Origin of the sequence: Nonlabens antarcticus (genome assembly GCF_015356755.1) — a bacterium.
GTDB lineage: Bacteria > Bacteroidota > Bacteroidia > Flavobacteriales > Flavobacteriaceae > Nonlabens > Nonlabens antarcticus.
In genome coordinates this window covers 22,159-40,886 of the sequence record NZ_JADFCO010000060.1, presented here as the reverse complement: position 1 = coordinate 40,886, position 18,728 = coordinate 22,159, and the positions used below count along the sequence as shown (strand labels likewise).

Below are 18,728 nucleotides of genomic sequence, written 5' to 3'. Positions count from 1 at the left end.
ATGAAATACTTTTTACGAATGGTGAGATTTCAATATGTTTCTTCTTATTGTTTGCACTTTTTACAGGTTTCATTTTAATAAAAATTAAAAAGGAGTTGAAGTTTCCATTACTCATAAGTAGTTGTAGGCTCTATTTCATCCCACGGAATTTCGACAACCTCGCCATCTCTAGAAACGACCAAAGGTGTTTTTTTATATTTTTTGAACTCTACCATTTTTTCATACGCTAATTCAAGCCCTCGAAGAAGGTCTTTGGTTTTCGGATTCTTTGTTTTAGTCTTTTCCATTGTAATTTTCTTTAAGTTGATTCCAGATTTTGGTTTCGTGAACCACTAAAATGCCATCTGTTGTTTCAGCAATGGTTTTATAAGGCCTTCCAGAATTATCAATCAATGTCCATTCCGAAACTAGATCCTTAAAAATAGTAAAGAAATTATTCAGGCCATTATCGTAACGCCTTAGGATTACATTTTTGGAAATATTATGTCCGCCTTCCTTGACTCTCGTTTCCACCCTTTTTACTGCAAGTTCCTTTGAGTTTAAGTAAAAATACATCAAAGACACAGAATAACCTTTGGCTTGCGCTTTTTCAATAAAGCCGCGATAGCTTTTTGTGGCAAGAGTAGTTTCAAAAGCAAAAGTTTTACCACTTTCTATGAGTGAATGAATTCGTTCGAGCATAATTCGGCCAGCTTGAAAACTAGCGCCATCAGGATTGAAAGGAGAGATTCCCTTTGCTATTTCGTCTGCATTTATAAATTCGTCACAGTCGAGAATCTCTGGTAAAATAGTATAAGAAGCTGTCGTTTTACCAGCTCCATTACAACCTGCAATCACATATAGTTTTTTCATGATTTTGTTGTAAAATAAATTTCTTCGTTAGCGCTTGCTGTTATACTTGGGTTACAATTCTAATTAACTCCTTTAGATTTAAGTCGTTCCTTCTTAAACGCAGCGCTCTTGCTTCCTATTTATTCTAAATCAGCTCAACCAACTTCTCAAAATCAAGTCCGCCATAGTTGCCGCTGCTCATTAACAGTAAAGCAACATCAGCAAGTTCCTGCTCGTACAACCACGATTGAAAATCGGCTGGATCTGTCATGATGATGAGGTTATCGTTTGCAAAAGCTTCCTTTATCTGCTCTTTAGAAATAGCTTCTAAGCCTTTTAATTCAACCGCATCAAGACTGTAGAAAACTACAGCAACATCTGCGTTGTCTAACGCACCTTTGTATTCCTTTAAAAATTCTGGATTAAGACTGGAAAACGTGTGCAACTCTAAGCAAGCAATTATTTTTCGCCCGCTGTATTGTTCTGCAACAGCATTTGTGGTTGCCTCGACTTTACTGGGCGAGTGGGCAAAATCTTTGTAGATGACTGTCTGCTCATTTTCGGCAATTTTCTCTAGGCGTTTTGAGGCACCTTTAAATGTGGCGATAGCTTCGTAAAAATCGTCTTCGTCAATTCCCATGTGCTGACAAATCCATTTGGCTCCAGCCATATTGCTAAGGTTGTGCTTTCCAAAAATTTCTATAGGCATAGCACCTTCTGGCGTTTCCAGAAAAGTTTTTCCATTCTCAACGCTATGTTCAGGAACCTTGTAGGCGTGTTTCCTGGTGGGTTTTGTACTGGCCTCAGCAATTCGTTTCACCTCTGGATCTTCTTCATTGTAGACGAGAATACTTCCATTTTTCATGAGGTCTACAAATTCCTCAAATTGTTCCACATAATTCTCATAGGTGGGAAACACATTAATATGATCCCAAGCGATACCTGAAATAAGCGCAATATTAGGCTGGTATAAGTGGAATTTAGGTCGGCGATCGATGGGGCTAGAAAGATATTCATCCCCTTCTAAAACGATAAACTCATTATCGTGCGTTAAATGAACCATAGTATCAAACCCTTCCAGTTGCGCTCCTACCATATAATCAATCTCACGATCGTGATAATGCATCACATGTAGGATCATGGAAGTGATGGTGGTTTTCCCGTGGGATCCTCCTATGACAACCCGAGTTTTATTTTTTGACTGCTCAAAAAGATATTCGGGATAGCTGTAGATCTTTAACCCCAATTCCTGAGCTTTCAATAATTCTGGATTGTCTTTTTTAGCATGCATTCCTAAAATGACGGCATCCAGATCAGTTGTGATGCGGTCTGCATTCCAGCCCATTACGCTAGGCAATAATCCTTTTTTGTCAAGCCTACTTTTGCTAGGTTCAAAAATGGCGTCATCGCTACCAGTGACTTGGTAACCTTTTTGGTGTAACGCAAGAGCCAGATTGTGCATGGCGCTGCCGCCTATCGCGATAAAATGTACGCGCATGTGTGAGGAGTTTATGAATTAAAAATTGGCTTTTACCGACTTTGACTTATGACTGCTGCTCTAATGGACGAACAACGAATGACTAAATTAATGATGTAATGAAGTTTGAACAAGATAAAGAAGTTATTAATTGAAATAGACCTTTCTCTGATACATTAATTTAAGATTTCTAGATAGACACACTTAGATTTTTTGAAAAGAATTTGAATCATGTTGAGAGTAGCCACGGTATTCATAAGGGCAGGTTTAAACCTGCTCTTATGAAATCTCGGTATCTTGAATTTCTATGTGATCATGAATTCAACTTCTCAATTTCCGCAAGTAATTTAGGGTCCTTGTGGATTTTATAAGCGGTCTCAAGTGTTGTTTTTGCATCTGCCTCACGATCCATTTTGTCAGAATAGAGGTTGGCTAGTTTTAAATAAGTCAAAGAAGACCCGCCTACTTTGATGGCGTTTTTATAAGCTTTCTCGGCATCATCGTATTCTTTGTCATACTCCTCGATATAGCCGGTAGCGAGGTAACCATCTACTGGTGATAAACGCTGTAATTGTGTGGCATATTTGCGGGCAGTGGAAAGTGAACCACCTATAATCCCGGGTAATTCTGTGTATAACTGAACCAGTGCCCAGCGTACTTCTATGTGTTTCGGATCCAGATCTGCTGCTTGTTTGAGATGCATTTTTACATCGTCCAGCAGTCCCAGAGCTTTGAATTTTGAGGCGTTTTTGGCCCACATTCCCATAGCACCACCGTAGAAAAAATGGTAGTCGGCGTTATTATCATCTGTGGCAAGCAGTCTCTTATAGATCGCGGTAGCCGCTTCAAAATCTTCTAATTTCCCATAGGTCTGACCGGTCGCGCGCAATAATTTGGCGTCGGTGGGGTCTTCTTGCAACAACTTTGTGTAGATAGGCAATGCCGCTTTGTAATTGTTTTGTTTGTAGAGGGATTCCGCTTTCGCGAAAGCGGACTGACCACAAGCAACGCTGCAGGAAATAAAACTCAGAACTAGGAACAGGTTTTTCATATCGCAAAAATATCAAAAAGAATACCACAGATTGCGGTATGGGAATTGAAGTGGGATTAAATGAGGTGCCAAATTTCAAAAATGCGGTACCTTTAAATTCTATCACATCATTATGAAGCAATTTCTCTTTCTCATCGCATTCAGTTGTATAGGTTCGCATGCCGCACTAGCCCAGGATTATAGTGATCAATGGCGGGAGGTGGAGCAGCTGGAATCAGAAAATAAACTGGAAGAAGCCCAGAAGCTACTGGAAAATATAAGCTCAAAGGCATCCAGAAAAAACGACGAGGCACAACTGGTGAAAGTATTTTTATTCCAGTCAAAATTCTGGATGGTCAAAGAAGAAGACGCTCAGAAGAAAGTTATTGAGGCGCTGGATCTAAGAATTGCCAAAGCAAAATTTCCTGAAAAGAATATCTACTATTCCATAAAAGGACAACTTTACAGCCAATATTTGAATCAAAATCGCTATCGCATCAACGGGCGAACATCTGTAGCAGATGGTGGTGATGACTTTATGGCGTGGGATCTTAAAAGATTCTACAGCGAGATTTCTGATATTTTTCAAAAGTCCCTCTATGATGCAGACAAGCTTTCAAAAGTAAAGGTTTCAAACTATGATCCCATTCTCCAAATCAAGCCATTGGGAAGAGAACTGCGCCCCAGTCTGCTGGATATTCTAGCCCATCATGCGCTTGATTTTTATGAAACAAGCGCTTATGGCATCACAATGCCTAAAGAAAATTTTTCCATAACAAAAGAAAATGCTTTTCTCTCTACGGAGGAATTACGCGAGCTCAAAAGACCTGCAAACGATACCGTTTATTCCAGTTATGATGTGATACAGTTGTATGGCCAGTTGGAATACTTACATAAAAAGAGGAAGGAGATTCCAGCGTTTTTGGCTGCGATTGATGAACGTCTGGAATACACAAAAAACAAGATTTCAAGCAATGATTCTTTGCCAGGATTAGTAACGATCTATGAAACTTTAATTCAGGATTATGCAGATAATGGTGCTGTGACCTTGATTCAAAACAGTCTAGCTAACTATTACTTTCAGCGCTCTAACAACTCTGAAAATAAAAGTAAAAAGGAAGACCGTGAAAAAGCAATAAGTATTGCTAAAGCTGCCATAGTAAAATATCCAGAAACCTATGGTAGTTTGAAATGTGTACAATTACTTTCCCAGATTTACCAGCCCAGCCTTAGCAGTAGTTTGCAAACGAACGTAATTCCCAACCAGCCCAGCCGTGGGGTGGTTTCCTATAAAAATGCTAAAAGCGCCACCATTTATTATATCAAGGTAGCACAAGATTTCAGTGAAATTCAAGGAAATCGCGATTCTATTCACAACGCCGTTTATGAAAAAGCATTGAAGAATAATTCTTTTGCACACGTGGAAGAAGCTGTGCTACAAGATGGTGAAGATACTTTTGATCATACCTATGAATATGCGATTCCCGGTTTGGAAAAAGGGCACTATTTAGTTTTGATCAAGGAGAAAGATCACAAAAATGTAAGTTCGGGAACTTATATGATGGTTTCTGGAATTGCTTTAACAAGTAATAATGTCTTGGGAAAAACTGTAGTAACCGCAACTGATCGCGATTCTGGAAAGGCTATGGAAAACGTCAGCATTAATATCTATCGTGACGATAAGAAGACGGCCAGCCATCAAGGTAAGACGGATAAAAATGGTCAGGTTTCATTCCTGCTTTCAGATAATTACTATAGGAATAAACTGGAGGCTATCAAAAACGGAGATACGATTTATACCAATATCTACCGTGGTTATTATCGTAAAGAAGAAACAGACAACAGTAAAAAAGCATCTGCATTTATTTATTTAGATCGCGCTATTTACCGCCCGGGACAGAAAGTATATTTCAAGTCCATTTTTGTAGGGAACCAAAATGGAAAGTCTAGTGTGATCTCTAAACAAGAGCTGGAAATTGTGGTGGAAGATGTCAATGGAGAAAACGTCTTCAAAGAAAAATTTACGACCAATGATTACGGAAGTATCAATGGAGCGTTCAGCCTTCCTGCAGAAACACTTACGGGAACGTTTAGCATTTATGTAAATGTTGATGATAAAAAATATAATTGGTCTGGTCAATTGGAATCCAATGGCAACACAAATTTCCAGGTAGAAGAATACAAACGCCCCAGGTTCAAGGCAGAATTTAAAGAGGTAACCGCCACTTATATTGTGGGTGATAGTGTTAAAGTCGAAGGTTTTGCCAAAGCCCTGTTGGGCAGCAATATAACAGATGCAGACGTGGCTTATACCGTAACACGTACTGCAAATGTGCCTTACTGGAGATATGGCTACGTTCCCGTGGATGATGAGGTTATGGCAAAAGACACCACGATCACAAAAGCAGATGGAACCTTTACGATTCCGTTTAAGGCGTTGCCGGATTCTTCCTTGGTTGCAAAGAAAATCGAGTCGGTTTATAATTATAGGATTGCCGCATCTGTAACTGATGTCAATGGAGAAACAAGAACGGCACAAACGACCGTGCGTGTGGGATACAAACCCATCGAGATCCAAATGTCAACTAATGGGACACTAAGCGTTGAAAATAACGAAGTCCAAATCATGGCGCGCAACCTTAATGGCAAACCCGTCAATGCGACCCTAGAATTTCAGGTAAGGAGCAACATAGAAAGCGATCATATTATAGTTGATAGTGAATTGGCAGAAGCAGAATTCCAAGAGCTGAACCTTGAAGAATACCGCAAACAATTCCCGCTAGCAGAATTGCGCAAGGAAGAAAAAATAGCCGATTGGAAAAATACGCCCATTCTTTTCAAAGTCAGAGTTACCACTGATTCGCTCACGACGATCAAACTTCCCATCACCGCAAACTGGAAAAACGGAGATTACATTCTTTATGCAAAAGCAATAGAAGTAGGTAAGAATCTAAGCCTTGAGGATGAAAAAGATTATGTGGAACAGAAACAAGATGTTCAGGTCTGGGCAGATAAAAATCTTCCGGTCGTTCCGTCGATAATTAGTCATGATGTAGCCGTAAAAGATGGACTGGCGGTCGTTAATTTTTACACCAGCAGCGATGGGATCTACCTTTATTTGACAACTTATGACAGCAAAAAGATTCTAGAATCTAAATGGATTTATCTGCCTAATGGAAAGACCACCAAAACATTTTCTTTGGGTAAAATTTCTGGGAACGCCTTAAAATTTCAATACGTGGTGCAGAAGTATAACGACTTTGAAACGGGTAGTTTTCAGGCCAATAAACCTATCGAGCCCGTGCAGAACTACACGATCCAGACCCAGACCTTCCGCAATAAGTTGTACCCGGGAACTGACGAGGAATGGTCATTTACCATAAAAGATCAAGACAGTACCGGCATGCAGGCAGAGGTTCTAGCGAGCATGTACGACAAAAGTCTGGACGAGTTTGCGAGCAGTTATTGGAACGGTTTTTATTTCTACAACCGCAGCCGTGATTTTTATTCATCAACGCCCAGTAACCTGACCGCAGCGACTCTCACTAGCGTTTATGCGCAAATACCCTACAAAAATGAACCTACCATTTCCCTTGAGAAGGAAGAGTTCAATCTCTATGGATTGACTTTTAATAATTTTGAGCGTAGTTATAGATATTATAAAAACTCGCTTTCGCGAAAGCTGGAACCCGTGAAAGCAGTGGAAGGAAAGATAGTGGGTAAATTAACAGATTCTGAGGGCTATCCTATTTTAGGCGCCACAGTTAGCATTGTAGGAACTAAAACGACAACAACCACTAATTTTGATGGTATTTATGTCATAAATGCTGCCATTGGAAATAAGCTGGAATTCTCATTTACAGGTTATGATTCTGAAATAGTAGTTGTTTCACAGCCGGTTATGAATTTGACCCTTGGGACTTCGCTAGATGCCGTTGTTGTGCAATCGTATCGCACTTCAGCTAAACTATCCAGCACTATTTCTTCTTCAGCATTAGAAGACTCTGTTGCTGATAGACCTAATGAAGAAGTCGTTCAAAGATTAGAGGGACAAGTTCCAGGACTACAAGTTGAATATGAAAAGGGTCAGCCGGGAGAAAGTGCTTCTGTAGTTATTCGTGGCGCTGCATCTGCTGATGGGAATCCAGAGCCTTTATATATTATTGATGGTGTTCCTATGACCGCTGCCGAGTTTAAGTCGATTAACCCTGATTCGGTTCAAGAATTATCCGTTTTGAAAGCTTCCGAGGCTACTGCGATTTATGGAAATCGCGCTGCAAACGGAGTAGTTATCGTCAGCACTAAAGCTGGTGTTTCTACCGCAGATATTATCAACGAGGCCATCGCTTTACAAAATGTGCAGGTACGCAAGAATCTGGATGAAACCGCTTTCTTTCTGCCAGAATTATACACGGACGAAAAAGGGAACTTGAAATTCAGTTTTAAATCACCAGAGGCGTTGACGCAATGGAAATTCAGGTTATTTGCCCATAACAAGCAAGCGCAAACGGCACAGTTTGAAGGATTGGTACAAACACAAAAAGAGCTGAGTCTGGTTCCCAACCCGCCACGGTTCTTGCGGGAAACAGATACGATTCGGTTTTCTACTAAGGTGGCAAACCTTTCTGGAAAACCTATGACAGGTAAGGCAACGCTGCAATTATTTGATGCGTTGACGATGCAGCCTATCGATGTAGAACTGGGTAACAATAAAAACATTCAGGCTTTTGAAGCTGCGACCGGTGGAAATACCAGCGTGAATTGGACGTTTCATATTCCCATAGGTACGCAAGCGGTTACCTATAGAGTTCTTGCAACCTCAGGAAATTTCTCTGATGGTGAGGAAAATACGTTACCCGTATTGACCAACAGAATGTTAGTAACAGAAAGTAGAGCGCTTTGGGTACGTGCTGGGGAAACTGCTAGTGTGACCATGGATAAATTGGCGAACACCACTTCCAGTACTAGAACAAATCACCAATTGACCTTTGAATACACTTCAAACCCCTCCTGGTACGCAATTCAATCACTGCCTTATTTGATGGAATTTGAGCATGAATGTTCAGAGCAGACTTTTTCCAGATATTATGCAAATGCCATGGCAGCGCATATTTTAAATAGCAATCCTAATGTCAAGGAAGTCTTTGACAGCTGGGCAGCAAATGATGTTCCCGCGAGCAATCTGGAGAAAAATGAGGAGTTGAAATCGGTTATAATTTCGCACACTCCATGGTTGCGCGATGCAAAATCAGAGGCTGAAAAGCAGAAAAGACTTGCTACCTTATTTGACCTCGCCAAAACGGCGATGGAAAAGAAGAACACTCTTGCAAAACTAGAAGCACAGCAGATGTCAAACGGCGGCTTCCCATGGTTTGCCGGCGGGAAAATGAGCGAATATATAACTCGACACATTGCTGCGGGAATAGGCCATTTGAACAAATTGAACGTTAATGATGGCGACCGCCCGCAGACAGATCGTATTTATAACAATGCGATAAAAGCCTTAGACCGGGAATGGGAACGCAGTTTCAATGAATACCTGAAACGCAATAAGACACTCGAAAATTACAATTATGGCGTTAGTTATTGGCATTACCAGTATGCACGCAGCTTCAGTACGGACAAAAATGTAACGGGAGTCTTGAAAACGGGTCGTGAGTCCGCTTTCGCGAAAGCGAAAACCAACTTTGCCTCACAACAAATCTACCAGCAATTACTGATGTCGATCAGCCTGCAGCGCAATGGGGAAGTGGCAACCGCGTTGAAAATCGTGGAAGGCCTGCGACAAAGTGCGGTCAACAGCCGTGAAAACGGAATGTACTGGAAAGAAAATGTGACCGGTTACAACTGGTATTCCAGCGATATCGAGACCCAAGCGCTGGCGATCGAGACCTTCACAGAAGTAGGAAACGACGAGAAAAACGTGGAAGAATTGAAGGTCTGGTTGCTGCAAAACAAACGCACAAATCGCTGGAAATCCACCAAGGCGACTGCAGATGCTACCTATGCATTATTGCTGCAAGGCAACCAGTGGCTGGACGTTCAGGAAAGCAACCGCATATTATGGGGCGGAAAAGCGATCCCAGAACCCCTTATGAAAGACGTGAAAAAAGAAGCCGGCACCGGTTACTTTAAAGTGTCTTTAAAAGAAGGTGACGTAAAACCAGTTTATGCCACGGTTGAGGTTAAAAACAAAAGCGAGGTCACAGGCTACGGCGGTTTGTACTGGCAATACTTTGAAGACCTGGATAAAATAACGGTGGACGATAATTTACCGATGTCGGTTAAAAAACGCCTGTTCAAAAAAGTGAACACAGATACCGGTAAAAGGCTGGTGGAAATAACGGCAAAAGATGCTTTGGAAATTGGGGACTTAGTAACCGTTCGTATCGAAATACGGTCTAGTAAAGACCTTGATTTTGTCCATTTAAAAGATATGCGCGCCAGTGGTTTTGAACCTGTCGATGTGATCTCAAAGTATAAATATCAGGATGGTCTGGGCTATTACCAAAGCACTAAAGATGTCGCCACACACTTTTTCTTTGACCAGTTAAAACCTGGAACCTACGTTTTTGAATACGACGTGCGGGCAAACAATGCGGGTCAGTTTTCAAATGGAATAACCGAGTTAGAATGTATGTACGCGCCAGAGTTTTCCAGTCACAGTGAAGGGGTGCGGGTTACTATTAAGGAGTAGGTGAGTTATGAGTCACTGAGTCGTGAGTCGTCTATTTTATTGTGACCAAGTGAATTTATTGATCAATCCCTATATCCTCAAAAGGGTGGACTTAAGTCCACCTTTTTGAGGATATTTTGATCATGAGCTAGGACCCCCAGCAACTATTTATTCTAAGTTATCCTGAAGCGAGAAGATGTTTTCTGATTTAACAAATTTAGATTTAAGGCTACCATTTTGAAGTACGCTTCTAATTTGATTTACTTCTTATGCTTTGCAATTGCTTCCTTGATCCTTTCAATACGGTTTTCAGGATCTGGATGAGTGGATTGAAATTCTGGAGCGCGATTGGGACCGCCAGCAGCTTTTAAAATCTCCATTACTTTAATCATTTCGTAGGGATCATAACCGGCATCGATCATCATTTTTACGCCTAGATCATCGCTTTGTAATTCGTCATCGCGGCCGTATTTCATAGTGATCATTTGGGCGATGGCTTGGGCAGCCTCACCACTACCTTCTACACCTACAGCAACTCCCGTAATCACGCCGTTGGCAAGTCCTTGCTGCTGGATGCGTTCTGCGCTATGTCTTGCAATAACGTGTCCTATCTCGTGGCCCATAACTCCTGCGAGCTGGTCTTCATTTTCTAACTGGCTGTAAAGTGCTGCTGTTATAAAACATTGCCCGCCAGGAAGTGCAAAGGCATTGATGGTTTGAGAATCTGCTAATAGATGAAAATCCCAATTGTACTGGGTGTCTTTTGCAATACTGCTTTGTACAAGTATTGCTCCTACACGATCTAATTGATCTTGTGCATCCTGATCAGGATATTCACCGCCGTATTGCTGCATCATGCTGGGTGCAGCTTGCAATCCCATGGCAATTTCTTCTTGAACTGTTAGATCAACATATTGCGTCTCGCCAGTATATTCGTTTGTATTTCCGCTGGAGCAGTATTTGAATACGGCAAAAGCTACAATAGCAAATCCTATAAATAATTTGATTTTTCCGGAACCGCGTCTCATGAGTAATCATTTTTGGAACTGGAAATTTAATCTTTTTTCGGATTTAGCATCGGGTTGATTCCTTGAATATGCTCTATATAGTAACGCTGTAATCTTTCATCGCTAATCTGGTCCATTCCTAAGATATTTTCAGAACGTAAGAAATTGATAAAGTCTATCTCTTTTAGGTAATCCTTCAAATAATCCTTTGAAACAGGTGCATAGCTATAATGCCAAGGTTCGTACTTAAAACCGCTGCGATTTTCATTTAAGGTGTAAACCAACTCAAATCCAAAATCCCTCGCGTGTACATCCATCCAGTCTTTGAGTCTACAAAAAGGTCCGTCACCGTGAAATTTATCAGTTACGAGAACAGATCCTGAATACTTTGTATTTGCATCGATCAAATCCATGTCTGTGCCCCAGTGGTGTCTGGAAGTTCCTGGAACGGTAGAGTATTCTACAATTTTATTAAAAATCGCATCAGGCACTAATCCTTCTGCTTCATACTTTTTATATTTTCTATTCCAGATCTGACGCTGGCGATTAAAACTGCGGTATCCAGAAGCTACCTGAATTTTGATACCGTCTTTCAGCGCTGCTTTTTGCATTTTTAACAACGCTTCCTGGGTTTTTGTTTCTAGTGCATTAAAAGAGTTTGAACTTTGCCCAGTTAATAAGGTTTTTGAAGTTTGAGCTATAGAGTTCCCGGAAAATAATATAGAACTAACTATAAAAAATAAAGATGCCAGCTGTTTCATAATTTCTTGAACATTTTAAAATGGGTTCCTATGTTTTTGACTTCAAAAGGTTCGCCAGTTTTTTCGAACCCCATACTCTCATAAAATGGTACCGCGATGACTCGCGCATTGAACCACAACATATCAATCTGGTATGACTGTAACTTTTCAATACCTTTTTCTAATAAAAGCTTCCCTATTCCTCTACCTTGATGGTCAGGAATCACTCCCATTCCTCTTAATTGATAATACGAATTGATAGTATCAAAAACAATAGGAGATTGTCGAGCTTCTGATTTCAAAAAAGTGGCAACCCCTATATGGAGTTCTTCATCATAAGCCCCTAAATGGAAAGTAGATTCTAGGTCATCACCTTCCATAGCACAATCTTCCAGTGGCCGTCCAGCACGTAATACGGGATGTCTAACACCATACGTTTCAAGTGCGGCAATTTCTTTAATTATTATAGGCATCTTTTCTAATTTTATAATAACGTCCAGGCAACTCTCCATCCCATAAAAACCTGTGTTCTAGTGTAAAACCCAATTTTTCAACCACTCGTTGGGATCCATAGTTATACTCATGTACATGGGCTACTATTTGATCTTTTAGGTGAGTTTTAAAGCCAAATTCTAGCACGGCAATGCAGGATTCTGTAGCATAACCTTTTCCCCAGTGTTTTCTTAAAAAGCGGTAACCTAAATCTGTTATTCCAGTATCCTCATCTGTTTTGAGACCGCAGAAACCTAGGAATTCACCGTTGGTTTTATCGATACAAGCAAGCCTTCCCATTTTATACTTTTTGATTTGACCATCAGGATTTGAGACATAATCTGCTATATATTCCTGAGCGTCTTTGAGATTTTCAAATCCTGTATCACCGGTATATTGTAAAACTTCCGCATCTGTATTCATTGCGAATAGACTAGGCGCATCGCTTAGGTTGTATGGACGCAGGATCAATCGCTCTGTTGCTAGCTGTATCATCCTACACGCACCGCGCTCCATTCTGGATTGCGATCAAACATGACCTCTGCAAATGGACATAACGGATTTATTTTAAGGTTGTTCGCTTTCGCGAAAGCGTAACTTTCCTCCACCATTTTACCACCCAGGCCTTTTCCTTCATGAGATGGGTTTGTTTCTGTATGATCTATAGTCATAACTCCATCTTCTAACGAATAGGTAAGTTCTGCAATTGTTTGATCATCTTCTTTTAGAAAAAAGATACCTCGACGGTCATTGTGTTTGTGTTGGATTGAGTCGTTTGACATAAGTTTTTTATTTAAAGTTAATAGAAAATTAAAGGACAGCAAAGTCAAAGCCAGGAGCAACCTCTATAGCTGGTTGGTTAGGCTTAAAAACGCGAGCGTGATGTGGTCCTTCTAAAATTTCTGATGTATCGTTGATATTAATATAGCTTCCTTCTCGCAGGCCTACTACTGGAAGATGATTATATATGTGGAATTCCTGTATGCGTTGCTCGCGGGTCTCGCCCATGTGCATGTCGTCTTTTATAGGGTCTTGATAGTGTGCATTGATGTTGTAAGCAATAGCACCTGTAGCTTTAAAGCTTTTAGGCTGTACGATAGGCATATCGTTTGTGGTACGAATGTTTAAACCGCAAATATTACTACCGGCACTAGTTCCCAGATAAAAAACACCTGAATAAATTGCTCTACGCAAGGGCATCATGAGTTCTAGATCGTGCAACATTTTAACCAGTTGAAAAGAATTCCCGCCGCCTGTGAAAATTGCTTGTGCATTTTCAATGGCTTGTATGGGATTTTCAAAAGTGTGAATACCTTTGATGGTGATGTTCATTTTGGCGAAAGCCAAACCCGCCTTATTAGAATAATCGTCGTGACTAATACCGCCTGGACGAGCGTATGGGATAAAAATAACCTCGCTAATTCCCAGACCTTTTAATCTTTCTGACAAAACAGGCGTCAAATATTCTAGATATTCACTGCCATAAATGGTGGAAGTACTGGCGATAATCATATTTCTCATAAAAATAGCTGGCTTTCCTCAAAGGTATTTAACAAATCTCAGGCACAATGCTGTGCAGAGTCTTTATAACTTTATATTAGTATTTAATAAACGATATGAAACATCTACTACTTTTTTTACTCCTTACTTCAACGGCTTTAATAGCTCAGGAACGTAAACAGATTCAGGGAACGATCAATGGCGTGTTGCAAGAGCCGCTGGAGGGAATAACTATTTTTAACAATACTACCCTTGAAGGTACGGTTACTAACGATATGGGAATTTTTTACATAGATGTTAGAGCGGGTGATAATCTGTCTTTTAATGCCGTTCAATATGATCCATTTATTCTTAAAATCACACAAGCGACAGTAGATAAAGGAACAACACTTCTCACGTTTAGTGAAGGCGTGAACTTACTGGATGAGGTTGTTGTAACAGATCAATCAGTACGTGTGGCGGTTAAAAGAACTGAAATGCCAGATACCGGGATAGATAAAGTAACTGACAGAAATATTAGAACTCCAGCTGTTGATAGAATGGAGAATACTTTTTCTGATCGCGTGAGACAGCCTGAAGAAATCCCAGTACAGCAACTTGCATTTAACCAAAGTCAGCTAAGGTATAATTCCTTTAATCTTGTAGGGTTATTAAGTGGTCTTCTAGTAAATGGTGCTCTTAGTACTGTAGATTTGAGTGTTGGGGAGCCGAATGCTCAAGAGAAGCGATTCAAGACTCTTTTAGGTAAGGACAAATACAGTACAGAATATTTATCTGAATTCCTTGATCTTGATGAAGAGCATCTCTATGAATTTATGGTTTTTGCTAACGAACAAGGGCTTAATAAAAGCATGCTTCAAAAAGATAATGAAATTGAGCTTTTACAATTCCTTGATGAGCAAGCAACTACTTTTAAAGCTAGACTCGCCAAAAACGAAAAAACATCTACACAAAGGTCTGTGAAACAATAGGTATTGTTTTTGCACTGTTCTTTCAGTCAAGATCGTTTTGCTTTGAAACTATCTATTTCTAAAAGAATCTATCGTTTATACTTCTATGAAAATCTTATTTTATTTCAACTTTTTTTTCTTGTCTTTGTTTGCAGTGTCTGGACTTAAGGCAAACAGCCTTGCCATTAAATATTTTCCAGAGCTGACACAGGTAGCGACTTCAATCTCTACAAATCCAGATGCAATACCTCATGTGAAAAATGAATGTATTGACTTTCATAAATATTATTTATCTGTTTCAAACGTCACCTATAGTCAGAAAGCTAAAGCGTTGCAAATGATTTCTAGATACTTTATAGATGATTTAGAAGACGTTCTTAACGAGCGGTTAGAAAAACGCCTGCAATTAGGTAATGCAGACGATCTGCCAGAGCTAAAACCAATTCTAGAACGTTATTTTTCCAATAGAATTCGCATTAAAGTTGATGGTAAGGAATCAATTCCTACCGTTATAGGAGCAGAATATGACGTAGATCAAATTGTAGTTTATCTCGAGATTCCTGCAGATATGCTCCCTAAATCAATTGAGATTAGTAATAAATCCTTGATTGAACTTTTCCCAGACCAAAAGAATCTGACACATTTTAAAATAAATAATCAACGCAAATCTTTGCTCAATAGCAGGGATACGCCCACAGATAGTGTAAAGTTTTAGGGATTTGTTTCCCAGCAACCACTTTATTCTTAAATTAGCGCTAACAAGAAAAACTACACAATTAATGAAAGCAATTAAATTTTTGTTCATCAGTATGATGCTTGTGTCTTTCGGTTCCTTTGCACAAGATGCACCTAAGGAAGAGAAAGCACCAGAACACTACAACGGGAACAAATTCCGTCAAATGTACCAGGAGTTCTCAACTCCTAATGAATACCGCAGCGCCAGTGGCGCGCCAGGTCCAGCTTATTATCAGCAACGTGCAGATTACAAAATGGACATTAGACTGGATGATGCAAACCATCATATTTACGGTTATGAAACCATTACGTACACTAATAAGTCTCCAGATGTTCTTGAATATCTATGGGTTCAATTAGATCAAAATATGCGTGCTAAAGATTCTAATACTCCTTTAATTGAAGGTGGTAGAATTGACCCATATGCAACAGCAGAAGGTTTTGCAGGTGCCTTTTTGAAAGAACCATTTGATGGAGGTTTCAATATTAAAAAAGTATTAGATAAAAGAGGAAACCCATTGAAATACACCATCAATCAAACGATGATGCGTGTCGAACTTCCAGAAGCTTTGAAATCTGGGAAAGATTTTGAATTTGATATCGAGTGGGATTACAATATTAACGACCACGTTGACGGTCGTGGTAGAAGCGGTTATGAGCAGACTCCTGATGGGAATCGTTCTTACGTAATTGCGCAATTCTACCCTCGTATGGCGGTTTACAATGATGTAGAAGGATGGCAGAACAGCCAGTTCTGGGGTCGCGATGAATTTGCGTTGCCATTCGGTTCTTTTGAAGTGAACATCACCGTTCCCGCTGATCACTGGTTAGACGGAACAGGAAAAATTACAAACCGCAAGGATGTATATTCTAACGTAGAGATGGACCGTTACGAGCGAGCCATGAAATCTTACGACAAGCCAGTAATTATACGTACTCAGGAAGAAGCAGAGAAATATGCTGCTGGAAACTCTACAGAAACAAAAACGTGGAAACTTGAAGCAGAATACGTTCGCGATTTTGGATGGACATCATCCAGAAGATATATAGCAGACGCGATGGCTGTTAAAGTAGGCGATAGCGATGTTATGGCGGTTTCTATTTATCCACCAGAGGGAAATCCTCTATGGGAACAATGGTCCACATATGCAATTGCTCAAACTTTGGAATCTTATTCTAGAATGACTTTTGATTATCCTTACCACAAAGCGATCTCTGTTCATGCAAAGAATCAGGGGATGGAATACCCTATGATTTGTTGGAATTATGGCCGTCCAGAACCAGATGGTTCGTACTCTGACCGTGTCAAATACGGTATGATTTCAGTGATTATTCACGAGGTAGGACATAACTTTTTCCCAATGATTGTTAACTCTGACGAGCGCCAGTGGACATGGATGGATGAAGGGTTAAATACTTTTTTACAATATGTTGCAGAGCAGGATTTTGGTGAGAGCTATCCTGGATCTCTGAAAGGTGAGACAAATCTTGACAAATATCCATCACGTCGTGGCCCAGCAGCTGCCATCGTTCCATATATGGGTGGCGACCAGCGGTACATTGCACCTATTATGACTAAGGGTTTGAATACGTATCAATTTGGTTCTAACGCTTACGCGAAACCTGCTACAGGACTTAATATCCTGCGTGAAACTATTATGGGAAGAGAGTTATTTGATTATGCTTTCCGCACCTATTCTGAAAGATGGATGTTTAAACACCCAACTCCAGAAGATTTCTTCCGTACCATGGAAGATGCAAGTGCTGTTGATCTAGACTGGTTCTGGAGAGGATGGTTCTACAGCACACAGTACACAGATATGGCTATAGGTGATGTAGAGCGTTACTACGTCTCTAACGATATGAATCAGGAAATGAAGGACCTTGCGGAAGCTCGTAACATCCCACTTGAGCGTTTTCAGGGCCTAGTTTATATGGTAAAAGAAGGGACTGGAGATTTTAAGCCAGAGATGAAAGGAAAAGACCCTAAGGAAGAGGCCGTTGCTCTAAAAGAATACTTGATGGATAATTTCACGCCAGAAGAAAGAGCGATGATGAAAAATCCTAAATTTTTCTATCAAATTACTGTAGATAAACCAGGCGGACTCGTAATGCCTATTATCATAGAATATACTTATGCTGATGGTACTACAGAAATGGTTAAGCACCCAGCAGAAATCTGGAGGTTAAACGATAAGCAAGTGACCTTGAGTAAAGGAACAAGCAAAGAGATCGTAAAGGTTGTAATCGATCCTAACCTAGAAACTGCTGACGTTGATGTTACAAACAACTCTTGGCCTAAAGAACCAACAGTAGACAAATTTGAAGAAATGAAGAATTAGGTTCTTTATTAAATAATAAATATCAAGCCAGATTCACAATGAATCTGGCTTTTTTATGTTTAGAGGATATGAGAAAGCTGATTTTTTTAGTCTTGAGTGCGATGCTAATTTTTGGTCTGTATTCCTGTGATGATAATCTGCAGGAAGAAACTGAGATAATAGATATCGATGAACCTATGGACGATTTGGTGCGGTTGGAAAGTATAGTGATTTCAAACACACCTAATGGAGCTCCTGTGACCTCGATAGACATCACATATGATATTAATCAATTAATCACCAGCATTGCTTTTACAGGAACTTCTGAGAGTAACTTTCAATTCACCTATGCTGCGAACAACCGATTGACTCAAATCGATAAAATAGAAGGTTCACAAATAACGATTGCAACTCTAGCCTACGAAAACAACACCATCACGATAACCACAACAAAACCAGATCAAAGCCGCGAGTTCAAAGAATTGCACATCGATTCACAAAACCGGATAGATCGTGCGATTACATATGATAAAAATGCTTCTGGAACTCCAATGTTAAAGAAGCGCTTGAAGTACACCTACACAGAAAATTTCAATGTTTCCAGAATCGATGAGTTGGCCAGCGATGGTTCGACAATCTTAAAGTTTACAGAGTTTACCTATTTCTTAAACAACAACCCATTTCGGGATATGAATGACGTGATTAGGTTTCTCGTGTTTGAAGACTTTATTCCATACACCAGATATTTACCTTTAACCCGGATTGATTATGAGCGTGTCGGCAGTGCTTTTTTAGAAAACAGATCCATCAATTATAATTACACTTTACAGGACGATGATTTTCCCAATTCTAGAGAAGTGGAAACGACTACCGCAACGGGAACAGGAACCTCTTATGAGTTCTTTAATTATCAATAATTATAATAGACACTCCTTATAAGAAATGTAGAGATGGCCTTGAAGGGTGACA

General features: G+C 40.0%; 15 protein-coding genes. 5 read left to right on the top strand and 10 right to left on the bottom strand.

What is annotated here, in order from left to right; genetic code table 11:
- Positions 1-107 precede the first annotated feature (107 nt).
- The 4 genes from IQ282_RS02160 to IQ282_RS02145 form a co-directional block, all read right to left on the bottom strand.
- On the bottom strand, positions 108-287 hold the full coding sequence (locus IQ282_RS02160; RefSeq protein WP_194850263.1) for a hypothetical protein: 180 nt from the start codon (positions 285-287) through the stop codon (positions 108-110).
- Positions 274-852: a zeta toxin family protein gene (locus IQ282_RS02155; protein ID WP_194850262.1), complete on the bottom strand. Its 579-nt coding sequence runs from the start codon at positions 850-852 to the stop codon at positions 274-276. The genes IQ282_RS02160 and IQ282_RS02155 overlap by 14 nt, the downstream gene beginning before the upstream one ends.
- 124 nt (positions 853-976) lie before the next feature.
- Positions 977-2,329, bottom strand: coding sequence for a UDP-N-acetylmuramate--L-alanine ligase (locus IQ282_RS02150; RefSeq protein ID WP_194850261.1), 1,353 nt, complete (start codon positions 2,327-2,329; stop codon positions 977-979).
- Positions 2,330-2,621: 292 nt separating this feature from the next.
- The gene (locus IQ282_RS02145; protein WP_194850260.1) at positions 2,622-3,359 is read right to left on the bottom strand and encodes a tetratricopeptide repeat protein; all 738 of its coding nucleotides are present in this window, start codon (positions 3,357-3,359) and stop codon (positions 2,622-2,624) included.
- A 112-nt stretch (positions 3,360-3,471) separates the two neighbouring features.
- Here IQ282_RS02145 and IQ282_RS02140 point away from each other — a divergent pair, with 112 nt between their 5' ends.
- Positions 3,472-10,035, top strand: coding sequence for an alpha-2-macroglobulin family protein (locus tag IQ282_RS02140; RefSeq protein WP_194850259.1), 6,564 nt, complete (start codon positions 3,472-3,474; stop codon positions 10,033-10,035).
- A gap of 239 nt (positions 10,036-10,274) precedes the next feature.
- Here IQ282_RS02140 and IQ282_RS02135 read toward each other — a convergent pair whose 3' ends face one another.
- From IQ282_RS02135 to pepE, 6 genes are read right to left on the bottom strand one after another with little or no spacing between them, the layout of a single operon-like run.
- Complete coding sequence (locus IQ282_RS02135; protein ID WP_194850258.1) at positions 10,275-11,042, bottom strand: M48 family metalloprotease; 768 nt, start codon at positions 11,040-11,042, stop codon at positions 10,275-10,277.
- 26 nt (positions 11,043-11,068) lie between these two features.
- The gene (locus IQ282_RS02130; RefSeq protein ID WP_194850257.1) at positions 11,069-11,782 is read right to left on the bottom strand and encodes a M15 family metallopeptidase; all 714 of its coding nucleotides are present in this window, start codon (positions 11,780-11,782) and stop codon (positions 11,069-11,071) included.
- On the bottom strand, positions 11,779-12,234 hold the full coding sequence (locus tag IQ282_RS02125; RefSeq protein ID WP_194850256.1) for a GNAT family N-acetyltransferase: 456 nt from the start codon (positions 12,232-12,234) through the stop codon (positions 11,779-11,781). The genes IQ282_RS02130 and IQ282_RS02125 overlap by 4 nt, the downstream gene beginning before the upstream one ends.
- Entirely contained in the window at positions 12,218-12,748 is a 531-nt protein-coding gene (locus IQ282_RS02120; protein WP_194850255.1) for a GNAT family N-acetyltransferase, read from the bottom strand. Before IQ282_RS02120 ends, IQ282_RS02125 begins: the two co-directional genes overlap by 17 nt.
- On the bottom strand, positions 12,745-13,035 hold the full coding sequence (locus IQ282_RS02115) for a GNAT family N-acetyltransferase (RefSeq protein WP_194850254.1): 291 nt from the start codon (positions 13,033-13,035) through the stop codon (positions 12,745-12,747). Before IQ282_RS02115 ends, IQ282_RS02120 begins: the two co-directional genes overlap by 4 nt.
- A gap of 28 nt (positions 13,036-13,063) precedes the next feature.
- Positions 13,064-13,774 carry a dipeptidase PepE gene (gene pepE / locus IQ282_RS02110; protein ID WP_194850253.1) on the bottom strand — a complete coding sequence of 237 codons (711 nt, stop codon included), beginning with the start codon at positions 13,772-13,774 and terminating at the stop codon, positions 13,064-13,066.
- A 95-nt stretch (positions 13,775-13,869) separates the two neighbouring features.
- Between pepE and IQ282_RS02105 the strand changes: the two genes are divergently transcribed.
- The 4 genes from IQ282_RS02105 (at position 13,870) to IQ282_RS02090 (ending at position 18,676) form a co-directional block, all read left to right on the top strand.
- Complete coding sequence (locus IQ282_RS02105) at positions 13,870-14,724, top strand: carboxypeptidase-like regulatory domain-containing protein (RefSeq protein WP_194850252.1); 855 nt, start codon at positions 13,870-13,872, stop codon at positions 14,722-14,724.
- A 118-nt stretch (positions 14,725-14,842) separates the two neighbouring features.
- Positions 14,843-15,418 (top strand): DUF6702 family protein, encoded by a 576-nt coding sequence (locus IQ282_RS02100; RefSeq protein ID WP_194850251.1) that lies wholly within the window; start codon positions 14,843-14,845, stop codon positions 15,416-15,418.
- A 64-nt stretch (positions 15,419-15,482) separates the two neighbouring features.
- A complete protein-coding gene (locus tag IQ282_RS02095; RefSeq protein WP_194850250.1) occupies positions 15,483-17,780 on the top strand; it encodes a M1 family metallopeptidase in 2,298 nt (765 codons plus the stop codon).
- A gap of 68 nt (positions 17,781-17,848) precedes the next feature.
- Positions 17,849-18,676: a hypothetical protein gene (locus IQ282_RS02090; protein WP_194850249.1), complete on the top strand. Its 828-nt coding sequence runs from the start codon at positions 17,849-17,851 to the stop codon at positions 18,674-18,676.
- Positions 18,677-18,728 lie beyond the last annotated feature (52 nt).